This is a genomic window from Bradyrhizobium sp. 155 (assembly GCF_023101105.1).
GTDB classification, from domain to species: Bacteria; Pseudomonadota; Alphaproteobacteria; order Rhizobiales; family Xanthobacteraceae; genus Bradyrhizobium; species Bradyrhizobium canariense_D.
In genome coordinates, this window is the sequence record NZ_CP064704.1 from 4318447 (window position 1) to 4343949 (window position 25503).

General features: G+C 64.7%; 25 protein-coding genes and 1 pseudogene. 11 read left to right on the forward strand and 15 right to left on the reverse strand.

Going from position 1 to position 25503, the window contains the following annotated elements; genetic code table 11:
* The first annotated feature begins 359 nt into the window (after nucleotides 1-359).
* From IVA93_RS21145 to IVA93_RS21155, 3 genes are all read left to right on the forward strand, one after another.
* On the forward strand, nucleotides 360-1706 hold the full coding sequence (locus tag IVA93_RS21145; protein WP_247368749.1) for a caspase family protein: 1347 nt from the start codon (nucleotides 360-362) through the stop codon (nucleotides 1704-1706).
* Between the two features lie 28 nt (nucleotides 1707-1734).
* The gene (locus IVA93_RS21150; protein ID WP_204510992.1) at nucleotides 1735-2223 is read left to right on the forward strand and encodes a hypothetical protein; all 489 of its coding nucleotides are present in this window, start codon (nucleotides 1735-1737) and stop codon (nucleotides 2221-2223) included.
* Nucleotides 2224-2373: 150 nt separating this feature from the next.
* Nucleotides 2374-3585 (forward strand): hypothetical protein, encoded by a 1212-nt coding sequence (locus IVA93_RS21155; protein WP_018459112.1) that lies wholly within the window; start codon nucleotides 2374-2376, stop codon nucleotides 3583-3585.
* On the opposite strand, the gene gmk is transcribed toward IVA93_RS21155, so the two are convergent.
* The 9 genes from gmk to IVA93_RS21200 all read right to left on the reverse strand — a co-directional run bounded on the left by gmk (nucleotide 3518) and on the right by IVA93_RS21200 (nucleotide 12226).
* On the reverse strand, nucleotides 3518-4177 hold the full coding sequence (gmk, locus tag IVA93_RS21160; RefSeq protein WP_018459113.1) for a guanylate kinase: 660 nt from the start codon (nucleotides 4175-4177) through the stop codon (nucleotides 3518-3520). The genes IVA93_RS21155 and gmk overlap by 68 nt on opposite strands.
* A 3-nt stretch (nucleotides 4178-4180) precedes the next feature.
* Nucleotides 4181-5068: a YicC/YloC family endoribonuclease gene (locus IVA93_RS21165; RefSeq protein ID WP_018459114.1), complete on the reverse strand. Its 888-nt coding sequence runs from the start codon at nucleotides 5066-5068 to the stop codon at nucleotides 4181-4183.
* Between the two features lie 118 nt (nucleotides 5069-5186).
* The gene (mltG, locus tag IVA93_RS21170) at nucleotides 5187-6461 is read right to left on the reverse strand and encodes an endolytic transglycosylase MltG (RefSeq protein WP_085362176.1); all 1275 of its coding nucleotides are present in this window, start codon (nucleotides 6459-6461) and stop codon (nucleotides 5187-5189) included.
* Between the two features lie 125 nt (nucleotides 6462-6586).
* On the reverse strand, nucleotides 6587-7852 hold the full coding sequence (fabF, locus tag IVA93_RS21175; RefSeq protein WP_247368751.1) for a beta-ketoacyl-ACP synthase II: 1266 nt from the start codon (nucleotides 7850-7852) through the stop codon (nucleotides 6587-6589).
* A gap of 107 nt (nucleotides 7853-7959) precedes the next feature.
* Nucleotides 7960-8199 carry an acyl carrier protein gene (locus IVA93_RS21180; protein WP_006020277.1) on the reverse strand — a complete coding sequence of 80 codons (240 nt, stop codon included), beginning with the start codon at nucleotides 8197-8199 and terminating at the stop codon, nucleotides 7960-7962.
* Nucleotides 8200-8505: 306 nt separating this feature from the next.
* Nucleotides 8506-9243, reverse strand: coding sequence for a 3-oxoacyl-[acyl-carrier-protein] reductase (gene fabG / locus IVA93_RS21185; protein ID WP_247368753.1), 738 nt, complete (start codon nucleotides 9241-9243; stop codon nucleotides 8506-8508).
* Between the two features lie 102 nt (nucleotides 9244-9345).
* On the reverse strand, nucleotides 9346-10305 hold the full coding sequence (gene fabD / locus IVA93_RS21190; RefSeq protein WP_026233738.1) for an ACP S-malonyltransferase: 960 nt from the start codon (nucleotides 10303-10305) through the stop codon (nucleotides 9346-9348).
* A 187-nt stretch (nucleotides 10306-10492) separates the two neighbouring features.
* Entirely contained in the window at nucleotides 10493-11518 is a 1026-nt protein-coding gene (locus tag IVA93_RS21195) for a fatty acid desaturase family protein (RefSeq protein ID WP_247368756.1), read from the reverse strand.
* A 3-nt stretch (nucleotides 11519-11521) separates the two neighbouring features.
* Nucleotides 11522-12226, reverse strand: a complete 705-nt coding sequence (locus IVA93_RS21200) for a TetR/AcrR family transcriptional regulator C-terminal domain-containing protein (protein WP_247368759.1) — start codon at nucleotides 12224-12226, stop codon at nucleotides 11522-11524.
* A gap of 343 nt (nucleotides 12227-12569) precedes the next feature.
* On the opposite strand from IVA93_RS21200, the gene rpsF reads away from it, so the two are divergent.
* The 4 genes from rpsF to rplI all read left to right on the forward strand — a co-directional run bounded on the left by rpsF (nucleotide 12570) and on the right by rplI (nucleotide 15082).
* Entirely contained in the window at nucleotides 12570-13061 is a 492-nt protein-coding gene (gene rpsF / locus IVA93_RS21205) for a 30S ribosomal protein S6 (protein ID WP_247368761.1), read from the forward strand.
* Between the two features lie 5 nt (nucleotides 13062-13066).
* Nucleotides 13067-13306, forward strand: a complete 240-nt coding sequence (gene rpsR, locus IVA93_RS21210; protein WP_007592020.1) for a 30S ribosomal protein S18 — start codon at nucleotides 13067-13069, stop codon at nucleotides 13304-13306.
* Between the two features lie 129 nt (nucleotides 13307-13435).
* Entirely contained in the window at nucleotides 13436-14413 is a 978-nt protein-coding gene (locus tag IVA93_RS21215) for a hypothetical protein (RefSeq protein WP_204510986.1), read from the forward strand.
* A gap of 63 nt (nucleotides 14414-14476) precedes the next feature.
* Nucleotides 14477-15082, forward strand: a complete 606-nt coding sequence (gene rplI, locus IVA93_RS21220) for a 50S ribosomal protein L9 (protein WP_007609316.1) — start codon at nucleotides 14477-14479, stop codon at nucleotides 15080-15082.
* 37 nt (nucleotides 15083-15119) lie between these two features.
* On the opposite strand, the pseudogene IVA93_RS21225 reads toward rplI, so the two are convergent.
* Nucleotides 15120-15358 (reverse strand): annotated as a pseudogene (locus tag IVA93_RS21225) (PaaI family thioesterase); the annotation flags it as partial.
* Nucleotides 15359-15384: 26 nt separating this feature from the next.
* Nucleotides 15385-16413, reverse strand: a complete 1029-nt coding sequence (locus IVA93_RS21230) for a hypothetical protein (RefSeq protein ID WP_247789220.1) — start codon at nucleotides 16411-16413, stop codon at nucleotides 15385-15387.
* A 281-nt stretch (nucleotides 16414-16694) separates the two neighbouring features.
* Here IVA93_RS21230 and IVA93_RS21235 point away from each other — a divergent pair, with 281 nt between their 5' ends.
* From IVA93_RS21235 to alr, 3 genes are all read left to right on the forward strand, one after another.
* A complete protein-coding gene (locus IVA93_RS21235) occupies nucleotides 16695-17945 on the forward strand; it encodes a cyclopropane fatty acid synthase (RefSeq protein ID WP_018459125.1) in 1251 nt (416 codons plus the stop codon).
* Between the two features lie 755 nt (nucleotides 17946-18700).
* Nucleotides 18701-20209 carry a replicative DNA helicase gene (locus tag IVA93_RS21240; protein WP_018459126.1) on the forward strand — a complete coding sequence of 503 codons (1509 nt, stop codon included), beginning with the start codon at nucleotides 18701-18703 and terminating at the stop codon, nucleotides 20207-20209.
* A 51-nt stretch (nucleotides 20210-20260) separates the two neighbouring features.
* Nucleotides 20261-21541 carry an alanine racemase gene (gene alr / locus IVA93_RS21245; protein ID WP_018459127.1) on the forward strand — a complete coding sequence of 427 codons (1281 nt, stop codon included), beginning with the start codon at nucleotides 20261-20263 and terminating at the stop codon, nucleotides 21539-21541.
* A gap of 12 nt (nucleotides 21542-21553) precedes the next feature.
* On the opposite strand, the gene IVA93_RS21250 is transcribed toward alr, so the two are convergent.
* Nucleotides 21554-21772 (reverse strand): cysteine rich repeat-containing protein, encoded by a 219-nt coding sequence (locus tag IVA93_RS21250; protein ID WP_247368767.1) that lies wholly within the window; start codon nucleotides 21770-21772, stop codon nucleotides 21554-21556.
* A 40-nt stretch (nucleotides 21773-21812) separates the two neighbouring features.
* Here IVA93_RS21250 and IVA93_RS21255 point away from each other — a divergent pair, with 40 nt between their 5' ends.
* Nucleotides 21813-22583: an exodeoxyribonuclease III gene (locus IVA93_RS21255; protein ID WP_204510983.1), complete on the forward strand. Its 771-nt coding sequence runs from the start codon at nucleotides 21813-21815 to the stop codon at nucleotides 22581-22583.
* Nucleotide 22584: 1 nt separating this feature from the next.
* Here IVA93_RS21255 and IVA93_RS21260 read toward each other — a convergent pair whose 3' ends face one another.
* The 3 genes from IVA93_RS21260 to IVA93_RS21270 form a co-directional block, all read right to left on the reverse strand.
* A complete protein-coding gene (locus tag IVA93_RS21260) occupies nucleotides 22585-23400 on the reverse strand; it encodes an SGNH/GDSL hydrolase family protein (protein ID WP_018459130.1) in 816 nt (271 codons plus the stop codon).
* Nucleotides 23401-23499: 99 nt separating this feature from the next.
* Complete coding sequence (locus IVA93_RS21265) at nucleotides 23500-23868, reverse strand: GFA family protein (RefSeq protein WP_018459131.1); 369 nt, start codon at nucleotides 23866-23868, stop codon at nucleotides 23500-23502.
* 629 nt (nucleotides 23869-24497) lie between these two features.
* A complete protein-coding gene (locus IVA93_RS21270) occupies nucleotides 24498-25364 on the reverse strand; it encodes a L,D-transpeptidase (RefSeq protein WP_085352901.1) in 867 nt (288 codons plus the stop codon).
* Nucleotides 25365-25503: the final 139 nt, after the last annotated feature.

The window sequence follows — 25503 nt, forward strand, 5'->3', positions numbered from 1 at the left end:
GCATCATCGATCGGCCAGGCGACGGGGGCAATAGTGCATCGCTCCCCGGGGAGAGCACGAAGGACACCGTTAAAACCATCCGCGCAGGGAAGGCCGGGCGATCGGCCACCCTATCGGTCCACCCCGTGTGCATTCCTGTAGCGCACGGACCAACGGGTGCCGCCGGCGCCCGACCTTCCCTGCGCCCTTTGGCCTCCAGTTGGGCGATGAACGGCAGCAAGGTTCGGGCAGAATCTGCCGCGGGAACGCGCAAGCGTGCGCCCTCCCCGGCGCGACCGGCCAACGCTGTACACACTGTCGCACCGCTTTTCGCCCGCGCCTCGAGCTGGTAGAATGGCGATATTGTTTGGGGAATTTTGATGCGCGCGAGGATTTTCAATCGCGTCCCGGGGCTGGCGATGCTGGTCGCAGCCCTGCTCGTCGTCGCAACGCACCCGGCATCGGCCGAGAAGCGCATCGCGCTCGTGGTCGGCAACTCCGCCTACAAGAACATCACGCCGCTCGACAATCCATCCAAGGACGCGAGCCTGATGGCGGACACGCTTGGCCTGCTCGGCTTTACGCTGGTCGGAGGCCGCGCCCAGCTCGATCTTGACAAGGGCGCGATGGATCTGGCGGTGCAGAGCTTTGGCCGGCAGGTGCAGGGCGCCGACGTCGCGCTGTTCTATTATGCCGGCCACGGCGTGCAGGTCTCGGGCGCCAACTATCTCGTGCCGGTCGGCGCCAATCCGACCCGCGAGGCCGACGTCGACTTCCAGATGACCGATGTCAACCTCGTGCTGCGCCAGATGCAGGGATCGGGCACGCGCCTCAACCTCGTGATCCTGGACGCCTGCCGCAACAACCCCTTCGGCTCACGCGGCCTGCGCGCCTCCGATGGCGGCCTCGCGCAGATGCGCGCGCCCGAGGGCACGCTGATCTCCTACGCAACCCAACCCGGCAACGTCGCCCAGGACGGCAGCGACGGCCACAGCCCCTACACCAAGGCCTTGGCCGCGACGGTCCGGACCGCGGGCCTCGACGTGTTCCAGACCTTCAACCAGGTCGGCCTCGCGGTGAAGCGCGCCACGTCCGGCGCGCAGCAGCCCTGGGTGTCGTCCTCGCCGATCGACGGCACCTTCTATTTCGTCGCCCCCACGCAAACCGCGCCGCCGCAGGTCGCAGCGATGCAGCCCGATCCGCCGCCGGCGGATCGGCTGCGCGCCGATCCGGACCGCGTCCCCTTGCGCGATGCCGCCCTGCTGAGCGAACTCAGCGAGCGGCTCTACGAGCTCAATTTCGATCCTGACAGCCCTGATGGACTGACCCGCGCGATCACGAAACTCCAGCAGCGGATTTCCATGGCGCCGACGGGCGAAGCCACCGAAGGCCTGCTGTTGCGGATGCGCAAGATGGAGGACCTGAAGCCATGGGGCTCGATCGTCTACGGCCCCGACGGCAGCAAATGGGGCATCTCCTGGAACCACGCCTCGCGGCGCGCGGCGGTGGCGGATGCGCGCGGCAATTGCGCCGGCGCCAAATGTCCGATCGAGCTGTCTTTCTATGGCAACCGCTGCGGCGCGTTCGCGATCTCCGACAAATCCTGGTCGCTGGTCCAGCGCGACAGCGTGCAGCGCGCGAAAGATGCCGCGCTTGACGAATGCGGCAAGGCTGGCAAAGCTTGCCGCATTATCGGTTCCGTCTGTGCCGACGGCTCCGGCCGCTGATACGATTTTTCATTCTGGATTTTTACTCATGCGCGCCATCATCCCTGCGATTGCCCTGACCGTCTTCCTGTCCGCCGTCGGCGCTCCACCGTCCGCCGTTGCGCAGTCCGGCAGCGCCGGCGGCTCGATCGGCAATGACGAGAAATCGCTGTCCGGCTCGCGGTCGGATCGTTCCGCCGAGCCGGCCCCCTCGGCGCGTCGCAGCAAGCCCGCCGAGGAGCCGCGCAGCTCCTCGCGACGCGGTGGTGGAGGCGGTGGCGGGAGTTTCGACGGCGCCTGGATGGTCGTCAGCGTCGGCTGCGGCGGCACCACGTCCGGCGCGGTCGTGGTCTCCTCGGGCAAGGTCATAGGCCAAGGCGTCACGGGTACCGTCAGCGCGAGCGGCGCGGTCAGCACGTTCGGTCAAGGTGATGGCGTGACCTTTACCGGCTCGGGCCGCCTCGCTGCCCGCAGCGGCTCCGGTTCCTTCCGCCGCTCGGACGGCTGCGGCGGAACCTGGACTTCGACCAAGCAATAGCAGCGAAAAAGTCTGGTTTCGCGGGGGAACGAACGCCGCGCAAGCCCGATTCAGGCCACATCCTCTCCGGATTTGCGGCTCATTGCCACCCAAGTCTTTGACGACAAAGGGAAGGTAACGAGTTGCGTCATGCGTAATCGGGAGACCAGGATGGGCAACCGCACCGCAAAATTCTTATCTGCCCTCGTAGGCAGCATCATTGCCGGCGCGCCACTTGCCGCCGTGTCGCAGAATGCATCGACGCCACCGAGCACGGCAAATGCCGCGAGCGACTGCCTTGGCTCGCCAAAGGGCGCCGCGCCGCAGGGCCAGCATTGGCATTATCGCCTCGAGCGCGCGACCAAGCGGCAGTGCTGGTATCTGCGCGCCGAAGGCGGCAAGGCCACCCAAACCGCACAGACTGCGCCCGATACGCCTGCAGCGGATTCAGCCGTGCCGCAGCAGCACTCGGTCGAGGACGCGCGCGCCGAATATCTGACGCCGCAGAGCATCGCCGCCGTGAAGACGCCTGCACAGGCGGGACCGGCGCCGACGCAGCAAGCTGCGAACCCCTCCGCTGACGCCAACGCACAGCAGCCCGCCGTCGCCGGGCGCTGGCCCGACGCCTCCACGGCGTCCGCCGCGCCCACAGAGCAGCCGTCGCCTGCACCTGTCGCGGCCGCCGCGCAGCCGACCGCGAAGCCGGCGAAGTCCCCTGCTCCGATGGCTCTGGCCGCGGCAGACAGCACCGCCGACAAGCAGACCGGCTCGCTCCAGATGCTGCTGCTCGTGATCGGCGGCGCGCTGGCGCTTGCCGGCATCCTCGCCAGCGTCATCTACCGCTTCGCCGGTGGACGCATGCGCGTCCAGGCCGCCGACCAGCGCCGCGTCAACTGGGACAATTTTGAGCCGCACGATCACGACGATGGCCGTGCACCCTGGCTCAACGCTGCGCCCGCCGGCGCGCCGCACGCTCGGCAGCCCCGCCCGGTGGATTTCGATGCCCTGCGTCCGCAGTCAACCCAGCTCAAGACCGCGCAGCTCGCCGCGATCGATCGCGAGATCGATGTGATCGACGAGCTCGCCCCGCAAGCGCAAGACCAAGTCCACGTCGAGGCCGCAGAGCTCGACGAGGCCGATATCTTCAACGGAGAATTCCAGATCGAGGCCGCACCGCAGCTCGCGGCCAACGACGTGAATGACGAAGAGCCGGCCGGCCATGACGACGCGGGAGTCGAGAACGCCATCGACATCGACGTGATCACGACGATGCTGGAACGGTTGGCGAAGGACGGGCCGCGGCTGACGCAGCCTACTAGCCTTGAAGTTGACCTTGCAGACCTCGCACGAAGCCCACGAGGCCGGTCTGCCGCTCGCGCTTGAGGCGTTCGGCCTTCAGGATCGACTGCACCTCGGCGAAGGCCTCGTCAACGTCGTGGTTGATGACGATGTAGTCGTACTCGGCCCAGTGGCTCATCTCGTGGCTGGCGCGGCTCATGCGCTTGCGGATCACCTCGTCGGAATCCTGCGCGCGCGAATGCAGCCGCTTCTCGAGATCGGCAGCCGAGGGCGGCAGGATGAACACGCTGACGACGTCGGCGCGCGCCTTCTCTCGGAGCTGCTGCGTGCCCTGCCAGTCGATGTCGAACAGCACGTCCTGCCCGGCTGACAGCGCCGCCTCGACCGGCGCACGCGGCGTGCCGTAACTGTTGTCGAACACGGTCGCCCATTCCAGCAGCTGGTCGGCTTTCACCATCGCGCCGAAGGTAGCCTTGTCGACGAACGAATAATCCCTGCCGTCGACCTCGCCCGGCCGCATCGCCCGCGTGGTCGCCGACACCGACATTCGAAGGCCGGGCATACGGTCGATCAACATGCGCGACAGCGTCGTCTTGCCCGCGCCCGACGGCGAGGACAGCACGAACATCAATCCGCGCCGCTCGACACCATCAGTTCCGTGACCGCCAATCGTCATCGATCACTCCAGATTCTGGACCTGCTCGCGGAACTGCTCGACCACGTTCTTCATGGCGAGCCCCGTATTGGTCAGCTCGATGTCGTTCGACTTCGAGCAGCAGGTGTTGACTTCGCGGTGAAACTCCTGCGCCAGGAAGTCGAGCTTGCGCCCGACCGGGCCGCCCTTGCCGATCAGCTCGCGCGCCTGCGCGATGTGCGAGGCGATCCGATCGAGCTCCTCGCGGATGTCGGCCCTGGTCGCAATCAGGATCGCTTCCTGCATCAGGCGGTCGGAATCAAAACGGTCGGAGGTGTCGAGGAGGCTCGCGATCTGCTCGGCGAGCCTGGCCTTGACCGCCTCGGGCTTGCGACCGGGCGCGGCCTCCGCCTTCTTCGCCAGCTGCTCGACCTCGTCGACGCGCTGGATCAGGATCTGCCCGAGCGAGGTCCCCTCACGCTTGCGCATCTCGACGAGTTCGGCGAGCGCCTTGTCGAAGGCATCCGCGGCGGCGGCGCGCGCGGCCTTGTCCTCCTCCTCGTCGCCCTCGGGCTCGGCGACCTCAATGACCCCCTTGATGGCCAAAAGCCCGTCGACGCTCGGCGCGACCGCATCGACCTTGCCGGCGATCACGGCGGCGGCCTTGAGGACGGCGTTGAGCACGTCCTCGTTGACGCGGACGCTGGTGGCTGCATTGGCCCGCTTGACGGTCAGATTGGCGTAGACGGTGCCTCGTGAGAGCAGCTCGGCGGCGCGCTTCTTGGCATGAGCCTCAAGCTCGTCGAACCCCTGCGGCAGCCGCACCCGCAAGTCAAAGCCCTTGGCATTGACCGACTTCAATTCCCATTCGAACGTATACGGCCCACTCGCGCCGTGGCTTCGGGCAAAGCCGGTCATGGACGACAACGCCATCAGGTCAATTTCTCCAGAAGCACGGGATTCGCGCGGCCATCAAGCCACGCGAATCTTAAGACTATTTTGCAGGAAAATGTAATCCGCAAAGTCCCGCGGGGCAGGTCTACGCGCAGGCCTAGCGCTGCACCACCGGGGGCGAGGCCTGCACCGCGCCTTGTCGGGCCGGCGGCGGACCCGCGGGGCGAGCGGCCGGCGGCTTCTTCTGCTGGCTGGGGCGTGCCGGCGTCGTCGCCGTCGGCGTATCGGCGGCGCCGGGCGCGGCGCCGGCCGGCGGCTGCGCGTCCTCGGCCGGCTCGACCGTGTCGTTCTGGATCTGCTTTTCCATGGCGCGCAGCTTGGCGACGTTCTTCTGGTGCGCGTCGTAGGTCTCGGTAAAGGAATGCCCGCCGGTACCATCCGCGACGAAATAGAGGTCGCGGGTACGGGCCGGGTTGGCGGCAGCCTCGAGCGAGGCGCGGCCGGGGTTGGAGATCGGGCCCGGCGGCAGGCCCTCGATGACATAGGTGTTGTAGGGCGAAGGCTGCGTGATCTCGCTGCGCTTGATCGGACGGCCGAGCGTGCCCTTGCCGCCGACGAGGCCATAGATGATCGTGGGATCGGACTGCAGCTTGATCCTCTGCTTCAGGCGATTGACGAACACCGCGGCGACACGGCTGCGCTCGTCAGGCTTGCCGGTCTCTTTCTCGACGATCGAGGCCAGCGTCACCAGTTGCTCCGGACTCTTGACCGGAATGTCCTGATTGCGGCGCTCCCAGATCTCGGTCAGCACGCGCTTGTGCGCCTGCTGCATGCGCTGGATCACCTGATCGCGCGGGGTGCCGCGCGGGAACTTGTAGGTCTCGGGCAGCAGCGTGCCTTCGCGCGGCAGCTCACGCACGCTGCCGGTGAAGATGTCGTTGTCGGACAGGCGCGCCACGATCTGCTCGGAGGTGAGGCCCTCCGGAATCGTCACGGCATGCTGCACCACCTTGCCCTCGACGATTGTGGCAATGACGTCGCGCAAGGACGCGTTCTTCTGGAACGAGTATTCACCGGGCTTGAGGTCCGAGCTCGCCTTCAACGCAGCGACGCTGGCAATGAACGCCCACGGATTGACGTCGGTCACGCCTTCCCGGTTCAGCGTCTCGGCGATGTCGCGCTTGCCGGCGCGCTGCGGGATATTGACGATCTTGTCTTCCTTCAGCGGTCCCGGCGCCTCGAGCACCTGCCGGCCGTAATAGTACACGCCGCCCGCACCGATCATTGCAATCAGCAGCAGGGTGATGATGGCGTTGCCGACGATCACGAACGGATTGCGCGCGCGGTCCGATCGCTTCGGCGGCGGCGGGACCTGCTCGGGCTCGAGCGCTGCCCGCGGGCTCCGGGGCGAAATGGGCGGCCTTTCACTCATCGAAGCAACCTGAATCCTGCCGGTTCAAATGCGACCCGACAATCGCTTGTCTGGCCAAGTACACGCGCCCACTTGTATGACTATCGCCGAATACGGCAAAACGGTGGATTCGTCGCAAACACAAACTATTGGACCGGACGCCGGAAGATCACCGACGCGTTGGTACCGCCAAAACCGAAAGAATTCGACAACGCGACGTTGACCTCGCGCTTCTTCGCCTTGTGCGGCACGAGATCGATCGCAGTCTCGACCGATGGATTGTCCAAGTTGATGGTCGGTGGCACGACATTATCGCGAATCGCGAGAATGGCGAAGATCGCCTCGATCGCGCCAGCCGCACCCAGAAGGTGACCGGTCGACGATTTGGTCGAGGACATCGCGACCTTGGAAGCGGCATTGCCGAGCAGACGTTCGACCGCACCGAGCTCGATCTCGTCACCGAGCGGTGTCGAGGTGCCGTGCGCATTGATGTAGTCGAGATCGGACGCGGTGAGGCCGGCGCGCTTGAGCGCTGCCGTCATGCTGCGGAAGCCACCGTCGCCGTCGGGTGACGGCGAGGTGATGTGGTAGGCATCGCCCGAGAGACCGTAGCCGATCACCTCGGCATAGATCTTCGCGCCGCGGCGCTCGGCGTGTTCGAGCTCTTCCAGGACCAGAACGCCGGCGCCCTCGCCCATCACGAAGCCGTCCCGGTCCTTGTCGTAAGGACGCGAGGCCTTCTCAGGCGTTTCGTTGAAGGCTGTCGAGAGCGCACGCGCGGCGTTGAAGCCGGCAATGCCGATGCGGCCGATCGGCGATTCCGCGCCGCCCGCAACCATGACGTCGGCATCGCCGAGCGCGATCAGGCGGGCGGCATCGCCGACCGCGTGAGCGCCGGTCGAGCAGGCCGTGACCACCGAATGGTTCGGCCCCTTCAGCCCATGCTTGATCGAGACATAACCGGAGGCGAGATTGATCAGGCGGCCCGGAATGAAGAACGGCGAGACCCGGCGCGGCCCGCGTTCCTTCAGCAGGACCGCAGTCTCGGCGATACCGTTGAGGCCGCCGATGCCGGATCCAATCATGGTGCCGGTGGCGCATTTATCCTCTTCGGTCTCGGGATGCCAGTTGGCATCGTCGAGCGCCTGGCCGGCTGCGGCCATGCCGAAGATGATGAAGTCGTCGACCTTGCGCTGGTCCTTCGGCTCCATCCAGATGTCGGGATTGAAAGTGTCGTTGGTGCCGTCGCCGCGCACGACCGTGCAGCCGATCTTGGTCTGAAGATCGGAGACATCGAAGCTCTCGATTTTGCGTGCGCCGCTTTCGCCGTCGAGGATGCGCTTCCAGGTCGGCTCGACTCCGCAGCCGAGTGGCGAAACCATGCCAAGACCCGTAACGACAACCCGCCTCATGTCCGAAAACTCCGCATCGAAAGATTCACGGCCAATAACAAGAAACCGGCTGACCGCTGTTGGGCGGTCCGTCCGGTTTCAATGTTGTCCCCGCGAAATGAAGAGCGTTAGCTCTTCGCGTTCTTCTCGAGAAACTTGGTGGCGTCGCCGACGGTGAGAATCGTTTCCGCGGCATCGTCCGGAATCTCGCAACCGAATTCCTCTTCGAACGCCATCACCAGCTCGACGGTGTCCAGACTGTCGGCGCCGAGGTCGTCGATGAAGCTCGCAGCGTCGACAACCTTCTCGGGTTCAACACCAAGGTGTTCGACCACGATCTTCTTAACCCGCTCGCCAATCTCACTCATTGCATAACCTCGTGTTGTTCCCTGTAGACCCGACCCCCCGGGACGATACGAGCCGTCGTGGTCGTTGACTGCCTTCGCTTACGAACTTTGATCTGGCCCCATCCTACCGATGCAGGCCCGGCGAATGACGGCCAAGGCTCCGCATCGCCAATATACAGGGTTTCAAAAACCTGCAATGGCGTTCTTTGCCCATCCGTTGAAGGTCCGGTTATCATACTTCAATTGCGTTGACTACAAGCCTCATTTCGCTCCGGAAACGGCCGTTTGCCGCATTCGGCTGCCCAAGGGGCGGTGCGGCATGAGGCGTCAGATCATGGCCATGCCGCCGTTGACGTGGATGGTTTGGCCGGTGACATAGGCCGCTTCGTTCGAACTCAGGTAGACGGCGGCCGCCGCGATGTCCTCTGGCGTCCCCAGGCGATTGGCCGGAACCTTGGTCAGAATCGTTTCGCGCTGCTTGTCGTTGAGCGCATCGGTCATCGGGGTCTTGATGAAGCCGGGAGCGATGCAGTTCGCGGTGACGCCGCGCTTGGCGTATTCGGCACCCAGCGTCTTGATCATCCCGATCAGGCCTGCCTTCGACGCAGTATAATTGCCCTGCCCCGGGTTGCCGGTGACGCCGACCACCGAAGTGATGGCGATGATGCGGCCGAAGCGCTTGCGCATCATCAATTTGGTTGCGGCGCGGGCAAGGCGGAAGGTCGAGGTCAAATTGATGTTGATGACCTCCTCCCAGTCCTCGTCGCGGAGCTGCACGAAGAGATTGTCGCGCGTGATGCCGGCATTGGCGACGAGGATGTCGACCTGTCCCATCGCCGCCTCCGCAGCGGGCACCAGCCCTTCGACCTCCTCGACTTTGGAGAGATTGCAGGGCAGCACATGGTTGCGCTCGCCGAGCTTGCCTGCAAGCTCATCCAGCACTTCCTTGCGCGTCCCCGATATCGCGACGGTGGCGCCCTGCGCGTGCAGCGCCTGCGCGATCGCGCCGCCGATGCCGCCAGTTGCGCCGGTGACGAGCGCCTTTTTGCCAGTCAGATCGAACATCGATAACTCCTCCAAGGCACGATCCGGAAACGCGCGCAGCGGTTTTCCGAAAGGGTCGTGCGTCAACTGTAGAACTCGCGCGCGACGACGAATTATCGCGCTTCAGGCCTGCTTGGCAGCAGCCAATGCATCTTTGGCAGCAGCAATGTCGTTGGGACCACCGACCGCAACGCCGACGGCACCGTCTGCGATACGCTTGACCAGGCCCGTCAGCACCTTGCCGGCACCGATCTCAAAGAAACGGGTGACGCCCTGCCCCGCCATATAGGCAACCGACTCGCGCCACCGCACAGTGCCGGTGACCTGCTCGACCAGGCGCCGGCGGATCTCGTCGGGATCGGTGATCGCGCTCGCCAGCACATTCGACACCAGCGGGGCGGCCGGCGCCTTGATCGTGACCCCGGCCAGCGCCTCCGCCATTGCGTCGGCAGCCGGCTGCATCAGTTTGCAATGGAACGGTGCGGACACCGGCAGCAGCATTGCTCGCTTAGCGCCCTTGGTTTTGGCGATCTCGACGGCGCGATCGACCGCAGCCTTGTCGCCGGAGACGACCACTTGCCCGCCGCCATTGTCGTTGGCGGCTTGGCAGACCTCTCCCTGAGCGGCCTCCTCCGCCACCGCCACGGCGGCCTCGTAGTCGAGGCCGAGCAGAGCGGCCATCGCACCGACGCCGACCGGCACAGCTTTTTGCATTGCGAGACCGCGGATGCGAAGCAGCCGCGCCGTGTCGGAAATCGTCAGGCTGTCGGCCGCGGCCAGCGCCGAATATTCGCCGAGCGAGTGGCCGGCGACGAAGGCCGCATCCCGCCGCACGGAAAACCCGGCTTCGGCCTCCAGCACCCGCAGGGTGGCGATAGACACCGCCATCAGGGCCGGCTGGGCGTTTTGGGTGAGCTGGAGGGTTTCAGCCGGACCATCCCAGATGGTCGCCGTCAGCTTCTCCCCCAGCGCGGCATCGACCTCGTCGAACACGGCGCGCGCCACCGGAAAGGCATCGGCCAGGGCCTTGCCCATGCCGACCGCCTGGGAACCCTGCCCCGGAAATGTGAATGCTGCCGTCATCGGCGCTCCCTGCTTGTCGGGCGTGATCCCTGCGAGAACCGGCAGCCGATGACGCGCGGCCTTAGGCCATGGTTCCGGATCAAGCTCCAAAGGGGGCCGTAGACACTGTCCGGGGCCGGAATGTCAAGCCAAGATGGGAACTTCGATCAGCCTTCGACTGGCAGCCTTCAACCGGAGTGACGGGTTCCTAAAATCCGCCAGCCGTCTGGTTGGCATCGACCTCGGACCCCGCCTGCGCACGGCGCGCGCTGTTGACCAATTGCCCCGGCCGGTCATCGCGGTTCGGCTTCGCGGTCGCAAGCCGCAGCACGGCGGCATAACTCGGTTGCACCTCCATCCGGCCCGCATGCCGGCTCTCACTCAGCAAGCGGTGCACCTTCGGCAGATTGTAGCAGGGCACGTAGAACAAGAGATGATGTTCGAGGTGGTAGTTCACGTAGTACGGCGCGATGAACAAGCGCTCGAGGAAATTGGCATAGGTGGTGCGGGTATTGCGCAGGGGATCGTTGCTGTCAGGTACGACCGCGTGCTCTGCGATGTTGCGGATGCGGGTGATGACCATCATCCAGGTCAGGAGCGGCACCAGCCATAGCAGCGGATAGGCCCACCACACGCCGGCCGCCGTGAGCGCTGCGAACATCGCGCCATTGACCAGACATTGCGGGCCAAGCTTCTCCCACAAATGCGCCGCGCGCTGCCGCGATGGCCAGTCCTTCGGCCCGAGCGCGTTGAGCAATTGCGCCTTGCGCTGCTGGTAGCCGGTCTGCCCGGTGAGGTCGCGAATGAACTTGCGGCGATAGCTCAGCTTCGTGATCGGAAACGGCGCCGATAGCACGAGATCGGGATCGTCCTCCTGCTGGGTGCGCGCATGGTGCTGAAGGTGATAGCGCCGATAGCTGCGCGTCTCCGCAAACAGAGGATAGGCGCAGAACCACTGGCTTAGGGTCAGATTGGTCTTCTCGTCGGGGGACAGGCAGCCATGCGCGCCGTCATGCATGAGGATCGCGAGCCCGAGCTGGCGCGAGCCGATGATGGCAAGGGCGAGCACATAAGTGATCGGATTGGGCCACCACGCGACCAAGGCGATTGCCGCGATGATGAGCGCCCAGGCGTGCGCGATCAGCGCGACGCCTTTCCAGGTCACGCGCCGGCGCACGTCGGCAAGTTGCTCGTCGGTCAGGAAATCGCGGGCACGCATGCGAAGCGCAGTCATGGCCTAATCCTCCTCATTCGAATTGCTCGATGCGTCGCGCGCGTCGACGAGGCGCAGCCGCGCAGTGTCATCAGAGGATTTCGCCTGTTCGCCCAGCACGCGCAGCATCTCGGCGCACAGCGCCTCGGGCGAACGGCCCATGGCGTAGCCCTCAAGGATGACGCCGATGGCGACGGCCCAGAACCGCCGCGAACTCTCGTCGGGCGCGCGCAGGGAGCGCCAGCCGTGCCGCGCGACCTGGCTCGCATAGGCCCGCGCACCTTCACTGTGCAGGCGCTCGATGGTGCGCTCGACCAGCGGCGCGAGATCCTGGCGCCGCCGCGTCAGCGTCAGCGCCTCGGCGAAGAAGGCCACCGAATCGCTCGTCGTCACGGTCTCGGCCAGCGCGTGGGTATAATCCCGCGGCGCGCGCGCCTTCAGCGCCGCCTGCTCGGTCGCCCGCGCCAGATACAGCAGCTCGCGGCAGGCGCATTCGACGAACAGCGCCTCCTTGGTACGGAAATAATAGGTGATCTGGCTCGGGAACGCGTTCGCAGCGGCCGCGATGTCGGTGATCGCCGTACCCGACAGCCCCCGCTCCCGAAACAGCGGGCTCGCGGCATCAAGCAGCAGCGAGCGCATTTTGCGGCCGGCCGACCGCGTGGCGCGGGCGGCGTGTTTGGGATCGCCTGCCTCCTTGAGGGGCTCGTGGGCCGGCTTATCTGCCATTGGAGTTCGCTCCGGTTGATTTATTTGTATGATATACAAACAAACAAATCAAGCCGGTATGATGGTCGGCGGCGGATCCGGCCGCCCGCATTGCGATCCCCGCGCCGAAACCGCGCCTGCAACCTTGCCAAGTCAGCCGAAATCCGTATAAGGCGCCCATCCGCAGACCCCGGCCGGGAGCTGAACGGACGGTCTCAGCAAATCATTTGTGATTTTGGTGTGGCAGGGCCAGTCGGCCCGTCGTCCCGTGTTTCCGCCTTCTGAGCTTAATCCCAGAGTCCTTTCCGAAGGCCTCTTAAGGGCTTGACGCCGGGCGATGCGCCAACATGAGGAAAGGACTTCCATGGCTCTCTATGAGCATGTTTTTCTCGCGCGCCAAGACGCGAGCACGCAGCAGGTCGAAGAGCTGACTGCGCAGATGACCGGCATCGTCGAAGGTCTCGGCGGCAAGGTCACCAAGACCGAGAATTGGGGCGTACGCTCCCTCACCTACCGCATGAACAAGAACCGCAAGGCGCATTTCGTGCTGCTCAACATCGACGCGCCGTCCGCGGCGATCGCCGAGATCGAGCGCCAGGAGCGCATCAGCGAAGACGTGATCCGCTATCTCAGCGTCCGCGTCGAGGAGCTCGAGGAAGGCCCGTCCGCGATGATGCGCAAGGCCGACCGTGACCGCGAGCGTGACGACCGTGGCGGCGGCTTCCGTGGCGATCGCGAAGGCGGTGGCTTCCGTGGTGGCGATCGTGAAGGCGGCGGCTTCCGCGGTGACCGCGGTCCGCGCCGTCCGCGTGAAGACGCTGAAACCACCACCACCACCACGACGGATGGGGAGTAAGAACAATGGCTGAAGCTGGTGCACGCCGCCCGTTTTTCCGTCGCCGCAAGAGCTGCCCGTTCACGGGCGCGAATGCTCCGAAGATCGACTACAAGGACTCCAAGCTGCTGATGCGTTACGTCTCCGAGCGCGGCAAGATCGTGCCGAGCCGCATCACCGCGGTTTCCGCGAAGAAGCAGCGTGAGCTTGCCCGCGCCATCAAGCGCGCGCGGTTCCTGGGCCTGTTGCCCTACGTCATTCGCTAAAACGAATTCGGCCGGCGGCGACATCGCCGCCGGCCGTACGACCTAGTTTCTCATAAGGCTTCCGGGTCGTCCGGTCGCCGATGGTTGGGGCGAGATGCCTCTAACCGCTCGAAGGGAGCGGGACAGCTGATGATGGCCTTTGGACTGATAGCCCTGATCGCCGGCGCTGCGTCGGCCCTGATGTTCGCCTCGATCATTTCGGGCGCGCTGATCTCGCTCGTCCTGTTCTATCTCGCACCGCTGCCGCTGATGGTCGCTTCGATCGGCTGGGGACCGCTTTGCGCGAGCCTGGGCGGCATCGCCGCCGCGCTTGGCCTCGGCGCCCTGTTCGGCCTGCCCTATTGCATCGCCTTCGCCCTCACCGTCGCATTGCCGGCCTGGTGGCTCGGCCATCTCGTCCTGCTCAGCCGGCCGGTCGGAGCCGCCGCGCCGGAGCCCGCCGCCGAGCCGCCCACCGAGCCTGCGCTGGAGTGGTATCCGGTCGGCCGTATCCTGCTGTGGATCGCGGGCTTCGCCACACTGACCACGATCGCCGCGCTGCTCACGATCGGCACCGACGCGGAGACCATCACCGGCACGCTGCGCCGTGGCTTGATGCGCCTCCTCCGCGCCGCCGACCCGCAGAGCTCCGGCGAGACCGACCAATTCGTCGGCGCACTGGTGCGTATCTTGCCGGCGGGTGCCACCATCGTTGCGATGATGACGCTGACCCTCAACCTCTGGCTCAGCACCAAGGTGACGGCGACGTCGGGCCGGTTGCGGCGCCCCTGGCCGGACCTGATGACCGCGGAGCTGCCGCCGATGACGCTCGTGGCGCTCTGCGTCGCGCTCGCCTTCTGCTTCACCGGCGGACTGCTTGCGATCGCGGCGCAAATCGCGACGGCTGCGCTGATGATGGGGTACGCGCTGACCGGCTTTGCCGTGCTGCATACGCTGACGCTGGCGCTGAAGAGCCGCACCTTCTGGCTCGGCTCGACCTACGCCGTCGTCGTCGTGTTCGGATGGCCCGTCATCGCGATGGTGATCCTCGGCCTCGCCGATGCCGTGTTCGGCCTCCGCGAACGCTTCCTTCGCACGCGCCAGCCACCGCCGCTGCCGACCTCTTGAGTTCAAGTCCGAAAGTTCAAGTTCGAAATTCCACCTCACTCAACACATCAAAGGAGAACTAATATGGAAGTCATTTTGCTGGAACGCGTCAACAAGCTCGGTCACATGGGCGAAGTCGTGAAGGTTCGCGACGGCTATGCCCGCAATTTCCTGCTCAAGCGCGGCAAGGCGCTGCGCGCCACCGCCGACAACCGTGCCAAGTACGACGGCATGAAGGCCGAGCTCGAGGCTCGCAACCTTGAGTCCAAGGGCGAGGCGTCCAAGGTCGCCGAGAAGATCCAGGGCAAGAACATCATCGTGATCCGTCAAGCTTCGGAAGCCGGTCAACTGTTCGGCTCGGTCAACGTGCGCGACATCGTCGTGGCGTTCGAAGCCGACGGGGTTTCGCTGTCCCGCCCGCAGGTTCAGCTCGATGCGCCGATCAAGACCATCGGCAAGCACACCATCACGGTCGCCATCCACCCCGAGGTCGAGGTCGAGATCAGTGTCACCGTGGCGCGCAGCCAGGACGAGGCCGAGCGCATCAACCGCGGCGAGGACATCTCGAGCCGGAACGAAGACCGGGATGCTGCGGCCGAAGCGATCGCAGCCGCCGGCGAGTTCTTCGACCCGGAAGCCCTGCAGGACGACGCCGAGCCGGCGCCGGCCGCGGAAGAGACCGAGAAGTAAGCCTCGCGTTCGCGCAGGCTTTCGAAGCCCGGTCGCCTCAGGCGGCCGGGTTTTTCGTTGTGGCGGCACAATCCTCGCTCAGCATCGCGATCGACGCGAGCGCCGTCGCCGTATGGTCTCGACCCCGGCGCTGACGCAGAAAACGCCGGCTGCGGCGACGGAGACCTGACGGCCCGACTTGATCACCCTCGCCCGGCAGATCCGCTTCTCGCCGACCGCGGGCGACAACAGATTGAGCTTGTAGCCGAAACGACGAAGGCCGCGCGAGAGCGCGGCCTTCGCATGTCTAAAAATGTGGTCGCCTATCGCGAAATCGGCGGCGTCGGCGGACCGGACGATTCGGCTGGCGCCGGTGGAGTCGCAGCGGTCGCGGGCGGCGCCGGTTCCTGCGACTTCGCTGGCGGTTCGGCGCTCGCGGCGGGCTTGGGAGCAGCCTCTTCCGCCGCCTTGGGCGCAGCTGGCTCGGGAGGCTTCGCGGCGGACGGTGCGGCCGGCGTCACCTGCGGCACCGGATCGGGCCGCAACGCCGGAGCTTCGCTGCCGCGCGGCTCCACCTTGTCGCTTTCCGGCTTGGCCTCGGCGGGCTTGTCGGACGGCTTGCTGCCTTCGGGTTTGCTGCCTTCGGATTTAGCTTCGCCGGAATCCACCTTCGCAGTCTCGGGCTTTGTCTCGGGCTTGGACTCGACCTTCGGCTCGCTCTTCTTGTCGTCTGCCGTCGGCGCCGCGGCATCGACCTTCGGCGCCTCATCACTTCCCGGCTTGCCGCGCTTGCCGAGACGCTTGGCCTTGCGCCCTTCGGGGACAGCCTGGCCCTCGGGCTTCGCACCTTCCTTCGTTCCTTCTTCGGCCGGCCGCGCGGCGCGCTTCTGACGCGCGCCCTCGGCCGCGGGAGCGGCACCCTCGCCTTCCGGCTTGGCGGACTCCTGGGAACGTTGCCGGCGGCCCTGATGTTCAGGAGACTGCGCGGGATTGGTATTGGCTTCCTTGTCCTTATCCTTGGCGCCGTCCTTCTTGTCCTTGCCGTCCTTATGGCCGTCCTTCGCCTGGAAGCGGGTGTCGGTGGCCCCGTTGGAGACGAGGTAGGAGGCAAGCACGCCGGCCATGTCGGGGCTGGTCGTGTAATGCTGGCGCAGGAAGGCCGGCAAGGAGCCCGGCGCCACTGTTTTCAAAAGGCCGCGCGGGCTCTTGTGACATGCATTACAGGTCTGCGCGAAAAGCTGGGATGGGGCCTTGCCGGCCTCGAGGTTCGTCGCCTGCGCGAAAACGGTATCGGTCGCGCCGAAGCCGATCAGAAGCAAGATCGTCGCGAGGCTGAGCGCTCGGCTCGACATTCCCATCATCTCCATTGAATTCCGAGAGGTGCAGCCGGCAGGCGGCGCCGCGGCGGGTCACCTTTTATCCGATTGAGCCGCGAATGGAAGCAGGCACCGCGCGCAAGGATGTGATTAAGCGGTTTTGGAATATCCGCTTTGAGCACAGCGCAATAGCGGGCCCGGGACACCTCCCTAGATCTAGATGCAAGCGCATAGGAACCGCTGAGATGCCCGGGCGTAGGGTGTGAAAGGCCGGGTTAGTCGCATCTCTTCAGGTTCGCTCGAGAGGATGGGTGCCGATGGACCGATTGTTGCGTCAATTCCTGTCTCAATTCATCCGCCGCGGGTCGATGACGGTGACCACGGCGAAGGGCTCGAAGTTCACCGTCGGCGACGGCTCGGGCGAACCGGTCGCAGTCCGCTTCGTCACCGCGGACGCAGAGCGGAAGATCCTCGTCAATCCCGAGCTCGGGCTTGGCGAGGCCTATATGGACGGCGAGTTCATTGTCGAGCATGGCACCATAGCTGATGCTCTCGCGATCCTGCTCGGTCAACCCGACCTGTTGCCGCACTGGGCAAAACCCTGGTGGCACCTGCGCTATCTGGTGCGGCACCTGAAGCAGTTCAATCCGCGCCCGCGATCCCGCCGCAACGTCGCACATCATTACGATCTCGATGCGAGGCTCTATTCGCTCTTCCTCGACGCCGACAAGCAATATAGCTGCGCCTATTTCGAGACGCCGGAGAGCACACTCGACGATGCACAGCTTGCCAAGAAACGGCACGTCGCCGCAAAGCTGCTCGTCAAGAGCGGCCAGCGCGTCCTCGACATCGGTTCGGGCTGGGGCGGACTTGGGCTCTATCTCGCCGAGATCGCAGGTGCTGACGTCACCGGCATAACGTTGTCGACCGAGCAGTTGCAGATCGCCAATGCGCGCGCAGCCGAAAAGGGCCTGACCGGATCGGCCAAATTCCTGCTTCAGGACTATCGCGACATCGCCGGTCCGTTCGACCGCATCGTCTCAGTCGGCATGCTGGAGCATGTCGGCGCCCGCTTCTACGACACCTACTTCCGGCGCTGCGCCGAGCTGCTGGATAAGGACGGCGTCATGTTGCTGCACTCGATCGGCCGTTCGCAGGGCCCGGACTCCACCAATCCCTGGATCGCCAAATACATCTTTCCCGGCGGCTACATCCCCGCCCTCTCGGAGGTGCTGCCGGCGATCGAGCGGGCGGGCTTGCTGGTCTGCGACATCGAGATTTTGCGCCTTCATTACGCCGAAACCCTGAAGGCATGGCGCGAGCGCTTCATGGCGCGACGCGAAGAAGCCGTGCAGCTGTATGACGAGCGCTTCGCGCTGATGTGGGAATTTTATCTAGCAGCCAGCGAGATGACGTTCCGCAAGCAGCATATGATGAACTTCCAGATTCAACTCACCCGCCGTCAGGGCGTCGTGCCGATGACGCGCAACTACATCGCGCGTGAAGAAGCCCGACTGCGGGCCGTCGAAGCCGGCGCCACGCCGAGGCTGAAGCTGGCTGGTGAATGAGTCCTAGTGGCGCAGGGTCGAAACCGGAGCGGACGTGGAACCGGCCGTTAAGGCCAATTGCATCCGCAGCGCTTTCAGGATTTCAGGGGCGACCGGTTCCCGACGCACTTCCGGCCGCTCAGCGTGCTCCATGGCCGCGATCAGCCCCGACAGCCAAAGTCGGCTGCCTGCTTCGCTTCGCCAATTCCGGGGCTGCCGTTCTGGCCGCATCGCTTGCCTCGTTCCCTGGTGGCAGATCAGGAGACAACCCCCCGCCCGCTAACCTGTTCCGGCTGTACCCCCGAAAGAATCCGGGGAGATGTGATCTGCTTCACATAAGTCTCGTCAGCCCTGGCTTAGACCGTCGCCATGAGCAACGAGACCAAAACCTCATTCGACGTGCAGGACGACCTCCGCACCGATTACGCCCTGATCGCTACCGGCGTCGGGGCGGCCCTGGTTGCACTGGTCTACCTCCTGCTGGTCTGAACCGAGCCAAAAGCGCCTGGCCGTGGGTCATTCCCGCGCGTCTCGATGTGTCTGCCCGGCACCCCATCAGGTTCACTTCATCCGGCGTTTTCCGGGGTGCGTAACGACCGCATCTAGGCCGCGACCTGGTTCCACGAAATCCGTCAAGCGCGGCGCGTGCTGCGGCGGTCAATCATCCACCATTTTAATGATCGGTTGATAGCGGCGAGCTTTTGCTTCCGCTTTGGGCTGAGGCGGCGCTTTATCCCGGCCCCGCATCCGCCCCAGAAAATTGCTATCGCTCGACCATGGCCCTGACTGATTCGAACGTTCTCAAACTCGCGCCCGAAGCCGGAACCCCGGCCTATCGGAGCGCGCCGCATAACATCGAGGCGGAACAGAGCCTTCTGGGCGCGATCCTGGTCAACAACGACGCGTTTTACCGCGTCTCCGATTTTCTGGAGCCGAAGCATTATTTCGAGCCGCTGCACCAGACCATCTTCGAGACCGCCAGCAGCCTGATCCGGATGGGCAAGATCGCGACGCCCGTCACCCTGAAGACCTTCCTGCCCGCCGACACCGACATCGGCGGCATGACCATCGGGCAATATCTGGCGCGCCTCGCCGCCGAAGCGACGACCATCATCAATGCGCAGGATTATGGGCGCACCATCTACGATCTGGCATTGCGACGCGACCTGATCGGCATCGGCGAGGACATGGTCAATGTCGCCTATGACGCCCCGGTCGACTTCGCACCGCGGGCGCAGATCGAGGACGCCGAGCGCCGCCTCTACGAACTCGCCGAATCCGGCCGCTATGACGGAGGCTTCCAGAAATTCTCGCAGGCGCTGACGCTTGCGGTCGATCTGGCCGCGAAAGCGTTCCAGCGCGACGGAAAGCTGTCGGGCATCTCGACGGGCCTGCGCGACCTCGACACCAAAATGGGCGGGTTGCAGCACTCCGACCTCATCATCGTCGCCGGCCGCCCCGGCATGGGCAAGACGTCGCTAGCGACCAACATCGCCTACAACGTCGCCCGGGCCTATGTTCCAGAACTCCAGGCCGACGGCACCATGAAGGCTGCCCATGGCGGCGTCATCGGCTTCTTCTCCTGCGAAATGTCGGCCGACCAGCTCGCCACGCGTATTGTGGCCGAGCGCACCGGCATCCCTTCCTCCTCGATCCGCCGCGGCGGCATCTCGGAGGCCGATTTCGAGAAGATCCGCGAGGTCTCGATCGAGCTGCAGTCGCTGCCCTTCTATGTCGACGAGACCGGCGGTCTCTCGATTGCGCAGCTCATGGCGCGCGCCCGCCGGCTGAAGCGGCAGAAGGGCCTCGACCTCATCGTCATCGACTACATCCAGCTCTTGTCGGGTTCGGGCAAGCGCAGCGAAAACCGCGTGCAGGAAATCACCGAGATCACGACCAGTCTGAAGGCGCTCGCCAAGGAACTCAGCGTGCCCGTGATTGCGCTTTCGCAGCTCTCGCGCCAGGTCGAATCGCGCGACGACAAGCGGCCACAGCTCTCGGATTTGCGCGAATCCGGCTCGATCGAGCAGGACGCCGACGTCGTGCTGTTCGTCTATCGCGAGGAATATTACCTCGGAAACAAGGAGCCGCGCCCGGGCACACCCGAGCACGAAAAATGGCGCCTGGACATGGATCTTGCGCACGGCAAGGCCGAAGTCATCATCGGCAAGCAGCGCCACGGCCCGACCGGCACCGTCGATCTGGCCTTCGAAGCGTCGGTCACCCGGTTCGGCGACCTTGCGCCGGACAGCCAGGTGCCGGACCGCGGCGGCGGCGACTACTGAGTTCCCTGGGTTGAACCTGACCGGCCTCTTGCGTAAAACGGCGCCATGACAATGGCGTCCGACCCGAAAATGATCCCGCAATCCGGCCTTCTCTCCGCGGAGGCCAATCAGGCTGCCGCGCTCGCGACCTTCGGCGGCGTGCTCACCGTCGATCTCGATGCCATCATCGCCAATTGGCGCAAGCTCGAGAAGACGGCGGTGCCGGCCGAATGCTCGGCGGTGATCAAGGCAGACGCCTATGGCTGCGGCGCCGAGCAAGTCGCGCGTGCCCTGAACAAGGCCGGCTGCAAGACCTTCTTCGTCGCCACCATCGGGGAAGCGCGCAAGGTGCGCGCGGCGGTGCCGGAGCCTGCGATCTACGTGCTCGGCGGCTATTTCCAGAACACCGGCGAGCACTACGCCCAGATCAACTGCCGCCCCGTGATCGGCGATCTCAACGAGCTCGCCGAATGGGACGTGTTCTGCCGCCGCACCGGCTGGACCGGTGGCGCCGCCATCCACATCGACACCGGCATGAATCGGCTCGGCCTGACGCTCGCGGAAGCGCAGGCCATTATCCCCCGCATCAACGCCGGCGATCACGGCATTACGCTGGTGATGAGCCATCTGGTTTCGGCCGAGCAGCTCAACAACCCGGTGAATGCCAAGCAACTCGCGGCCTTCCGCGGCATCGCCAGCGAATTCTCCGGCGTGCCGGCGGCGCTCGCCAATTCGTCCGGCGTCTTCCTCGGCGCGCCCTTCCAGTTCGACATGGTGCGGCCGGGCGCCGCGCTTTACGGCGTCAACCCGACGCCGGAGGCTGACAATCCGATGCAGCCGGTGGTCGATCTCAAGGCCCGCATTGTGCAGATCCGCAATGTCGAGCGCGGCGAGAGCGTCGGCTATGGCGGCACCTGGACGGCACGGCGACCGACGAAACTCGCGATCATCGCGGTCGGTTATGCCGACGGCTATTTCCGCGCCGCAAGCTCCAATGACGGCACCCGCGGCGCCGAGGTCATCGTCGCCGGCAAGCGCTGTCCGGTCGCCGGCCGCGTTTCGATGGACCTGATCGCGATCGATATCACCGATCTGCCGCCGAATGCGGCGCGGCGCGGCCACATGGTGACGCTGCTCGGCGAGGGCATCACCGTCGACGAGCTCGCGCATCATTTCGGAACGATCGGCTACGAGGTGCTGACCAGCCTCGGCCGCCGCTACGCCCGCATCTACAAGGGCGGAAATGTGGTGGAGCCGCTGGCCAAGCCTGCTTCCGCGCAGGCGGTCGAGCAGCAGACGCCCGCTCCGCCATCGATCGAACAGCCCGCAAGCGCGCCGCCGCTGCCGGGCTGAGCGACTTGCCGCCTACTTCTTTTTCCTGCTGTCCAGCGCCGTCTTGCAGGTTGCGCTGAGCTTGTCGCGCTTGGCGTTGAGGCAGGCGAGGATGCCGCCGCCCGGCGCAATGCCGGCGCAGAATTTGTCGTAGTCGGCCTTGCACGCGCCGCGCGGATCGGATGATTGTGCCGAGGCAACCCCGGAGAACGCAACGGCGACGGCGATGACGGCAAAGCTCAACTTGGACATTGTTTCTCCGGTAGCGGAAGGCAGGAGCCGGTAGCTCTACATGAAGATCGCGACATTCAACATCAACAACATCAATCGCCGCCTGCCCAATCTGTTGGCATGGATGCGAACGGCGAAGCCAGATGTCGTCGCACTTCAGGAGTTGAAGGCAAGTGATGGCGAATTTCCGGCGACCGCGATCGAAAAGGCCGGTTACGGCGCAGTGTGGTGTGGACAGAAGACCTGGAACGGCGTCGCCATCCTGGCCCGCAATGCCGAGCCCATTCTCACCCGCGATCGCTTGCCGGGAAAACCTGCCGATCACGAAGCCCGCTACATCGAGGCCGCGGTACGCGGTGTCATCGTCACCAGCATCTACCTGCCGAACGGCAATCCGCAGCCGGGACCGAAATTCGACTACAAGCTCGACTGGTTCGCGCGGCTCAAGCGCCATGCCAGAACCTTGCTCAAGCAGGAGCTGCCCGTGGTGCTCGCCGGCGACTACAACGTTGCACCTGATGAGCTCGACATCTATCCGACGCGCTCGTGGGACAAGGATGCCTTGATCCAACCGAAGAGCCGTGCGGCCTTTGCCTCGCTGCTGGCACAAGGCTGGTGTGACGCGATCCGCGAACTGCACCCCGAGCAGCGCATCTACACCTTCTGGGATTACAAGCGAAACCGCTGGCCGCGAGATGCGGGCCTGCGGCTCGACCATCTCCTGCTCAGCCCTGCCCTCGTCTCACGCCTGGCAAAAGCCGGCGTGGACAAGAAGGTTCGCGGCGAAGAAGGCGCGAGCGACCACGCACCGGCGTGGGTCGTGCTGCGCTAGGTCAACGCCCGTAATACTCCTGCACCGTGTCCCACGCTGCTTTCTGCAGCAGCTCCACCGTCGGGCCGTCCAGTCCCATCGTGTAGGAATTGCCGACCGGCGAGCGGCCGGTCAGCGCGGCGAACGTCACGCAGGTCGCCAGATATGTGCCTGCGGGGCTCGGGTGCCGCTTGTCCGGCGCATACAGATTGAGCTCGGGCTGCAGCTTGCGCACGCGCGCGAAGGCAAAACCTGCGGGGATCACCAGCGCATCATTGGCATTGCCTGCGATTGTGTAGGCCTCGGCCAACGCTTCCGTCATCTCAGGCTTGTCGGCGTAAGCCCAGGACATGAACAAGACCGGCCGCATGCCGTTGGCGCGGACGATCTCGCTGTCCTTCTTTACGAAGGTCGTGAACGCGTCCTTCAATTGCGGATGGATGGGGCACTGGCTGCAATCCATCATCACGACGGCGTCGTACTGCCTGCCCGGCTTGTTGAAGACGACGTTGTTCTGCTCGTCGAACGAATAGGCGCCGAGGCCACCCGGCCGCAGCAGGTTGTCCATGTCATGCCAATCGAGGCCGGAACCGCCGATCGTCGCCATGGTGTTGCGATAGGCCGTCTTGTTTTCAGGGTCCGCAGCCCGCTCCATGAAGGAGAGATGCCCGGGCATGCCGTTGTTGTAATAGAAGAAGCTGTTGCCGACGAACAGCGCGGCCTTGGGGAAATCCGGTCCTGATGTCGTGACCTTGGGCCTGGTCTGCGCCTGCGCATTGAAGCCGGCTACAACGGCCAGACACATCGCGAGCATCACTCGCGCGAAAAGACGCATCATCGGCTTCCTCCCCTTTTTCTGTCGGGCCGGAAACAGATCAGCTTTTCAAGAGGGCCTCAAGAGCACGGACGAGCAGCAGACATGCGCGAGAGCGCATGCTCACCATAAATTCTTGCCATCGATCATGGTCACCGGCACGGTCTCGAGATCGAACTCGTCGAACAGGCGCGCGTTGACGGCGACCCTCGGATTGTCGAAATCGGGCTTGCCGGTCGACCAGTCCGGCGACTCCGAATAGGTACCGCAGCCGCAGCTTGCGCAGAAATGGTGTTTGACCGTTCGGCTGCCCCAGAGATAGGTCGCGAGGTTCTCCGCGGGCGACAGCAGCCGAAACTGCGCCGGCGTGTAATAGGCCCACAACGCGCCGCGCTTGGCGCAGAGCGAACAGGTGCAACGGGTGACGCTCGCGGGCGCCTCCGTCACCTCGAACACCGTCTCACCGCAATGACAGCTTCCCTCGACCCGCATGACCCACTCTTTGTTTTGTCAGGAGATGGTCGTAGCCGGACCCTGCTGCCAACATGCTGTCAGCAGCGCGCAGCCGGACTTGCCCCATGTGCTGCGAGCACCGACTTGCCGCGCCAACTCAACAAAAACATGAAAAACAACCCCATGCACAGTAGCCGATGGCTGGCAAATCAATGGGTTACGCATGCTCCGAAACACTGATTTGACGCGTCGGGCAAACACTGGCGGGATGTTTTCAGAAGCGGTCGTCGACACGGTGGAGCGTGGACTTCATCGCAGCAGCGCGTCATGCGATGCGAAGGGCCTACGGGAGACAGCTCGGGCTTCGATATGAAGGGGCAGCCCGTCGACGCCCCTCTTCGGGGACGTCGACGGCATGAAATTGCGATGGCAAATTGCAATCCTTGGTGCTGCTCTAACCGGCGCAGCTCTGAGCTACGCTTATACTCATACCGCAATCGGGGTGACTGAGCCGTGCCGGAGAAGTTCTTCGGGCGAGGTGGTGGTCTGTCCTCCGCCCTACAAGCCATAAATTGTTTGTGCCTGTCACAAGCTTCCGACCGGATGACCTCGTAGGCGACTTGAATTGCCTCCTTGTCCTCCGTTGCAGGATGAGGACGGAGGACGAATTACTGCGCCTCGGCGATCTTCGCTCCAGATGACGGCATCTGCGCGTGAGTTGCCGAGGGCCGGTTCGGCGGTGATGCCGGGTCCGGTAATCGGAAAGCGGCGTCGGCTGGCGCTCCCTGGGGTGCTCGGCGGGCAACGGTCGTCGGAAGCACGATCACTTTCGCGCCGACTTTCACGCGATCATAGAGGTCAACGACGTCCTCATTGGTCAGTCGGATACAGCCGGACGAGACCCGCTTCCCGATCGTATCGGGCTTGTTGGTGCCGTGAATTCGATATTCGGTGTCGCCCAGATACATCGCCCGAGCGCCGAGCGGGTTGCCAGGACCTCCTGCCATGAACCGCGGCAGATAAGGCTGACGCGAGACCATCTCCGCAGGCGGATGCCAATCCGGCCATTCTGCCTTACGAGCCACAGTCTGCTCACCGGACCATGTGAAACCTTCGCGGCCAACACCGATGCCGTAGCGCAGTGCCTGCGCGTCGTTCAGAACGAGATAGAGGAATGTGTTCTTGGTATCGATGATCACGGTGCCCGGCGTCTGGCGGCTGGCGTAGTCAACCACCTGCCGCACGAATGCTCCGGGAACGTCAGCCGCTTTGGGCGGTTCGACCAGAGGCGCCGGGGCCGTAAGCGGAGCCGAAGCCGGCGTCGGAGCTGATGCATGAACAGGCGTTGAGACGTAAACCGGAGTTGATGACGCTTGGGCTTCGTGCGCGGACGGCTTTCGTGCCGGTTGCACGTTCGCCGGTCGGGACAGCAAGCCGTACCCCAACGCTGCGACGGCGACGGCGCCAACTGCAACTCTCGCGGCCATCGGGATTGCGAACGTCTGCGCCTTTCCGCGTTTGGCTCGCTTACCCATACTCTTCTTCCCCCAGGTCACTATGCCCAAGAGAGGTACCCAGTAAGATTTAAGAAACTTCGAAGCGATTTCGCTCAGACTGGAACCGTCGGCGATGGTTAACGCCGGGCTCTCGGCAAGATAAGGTTCTCTCGCCTCG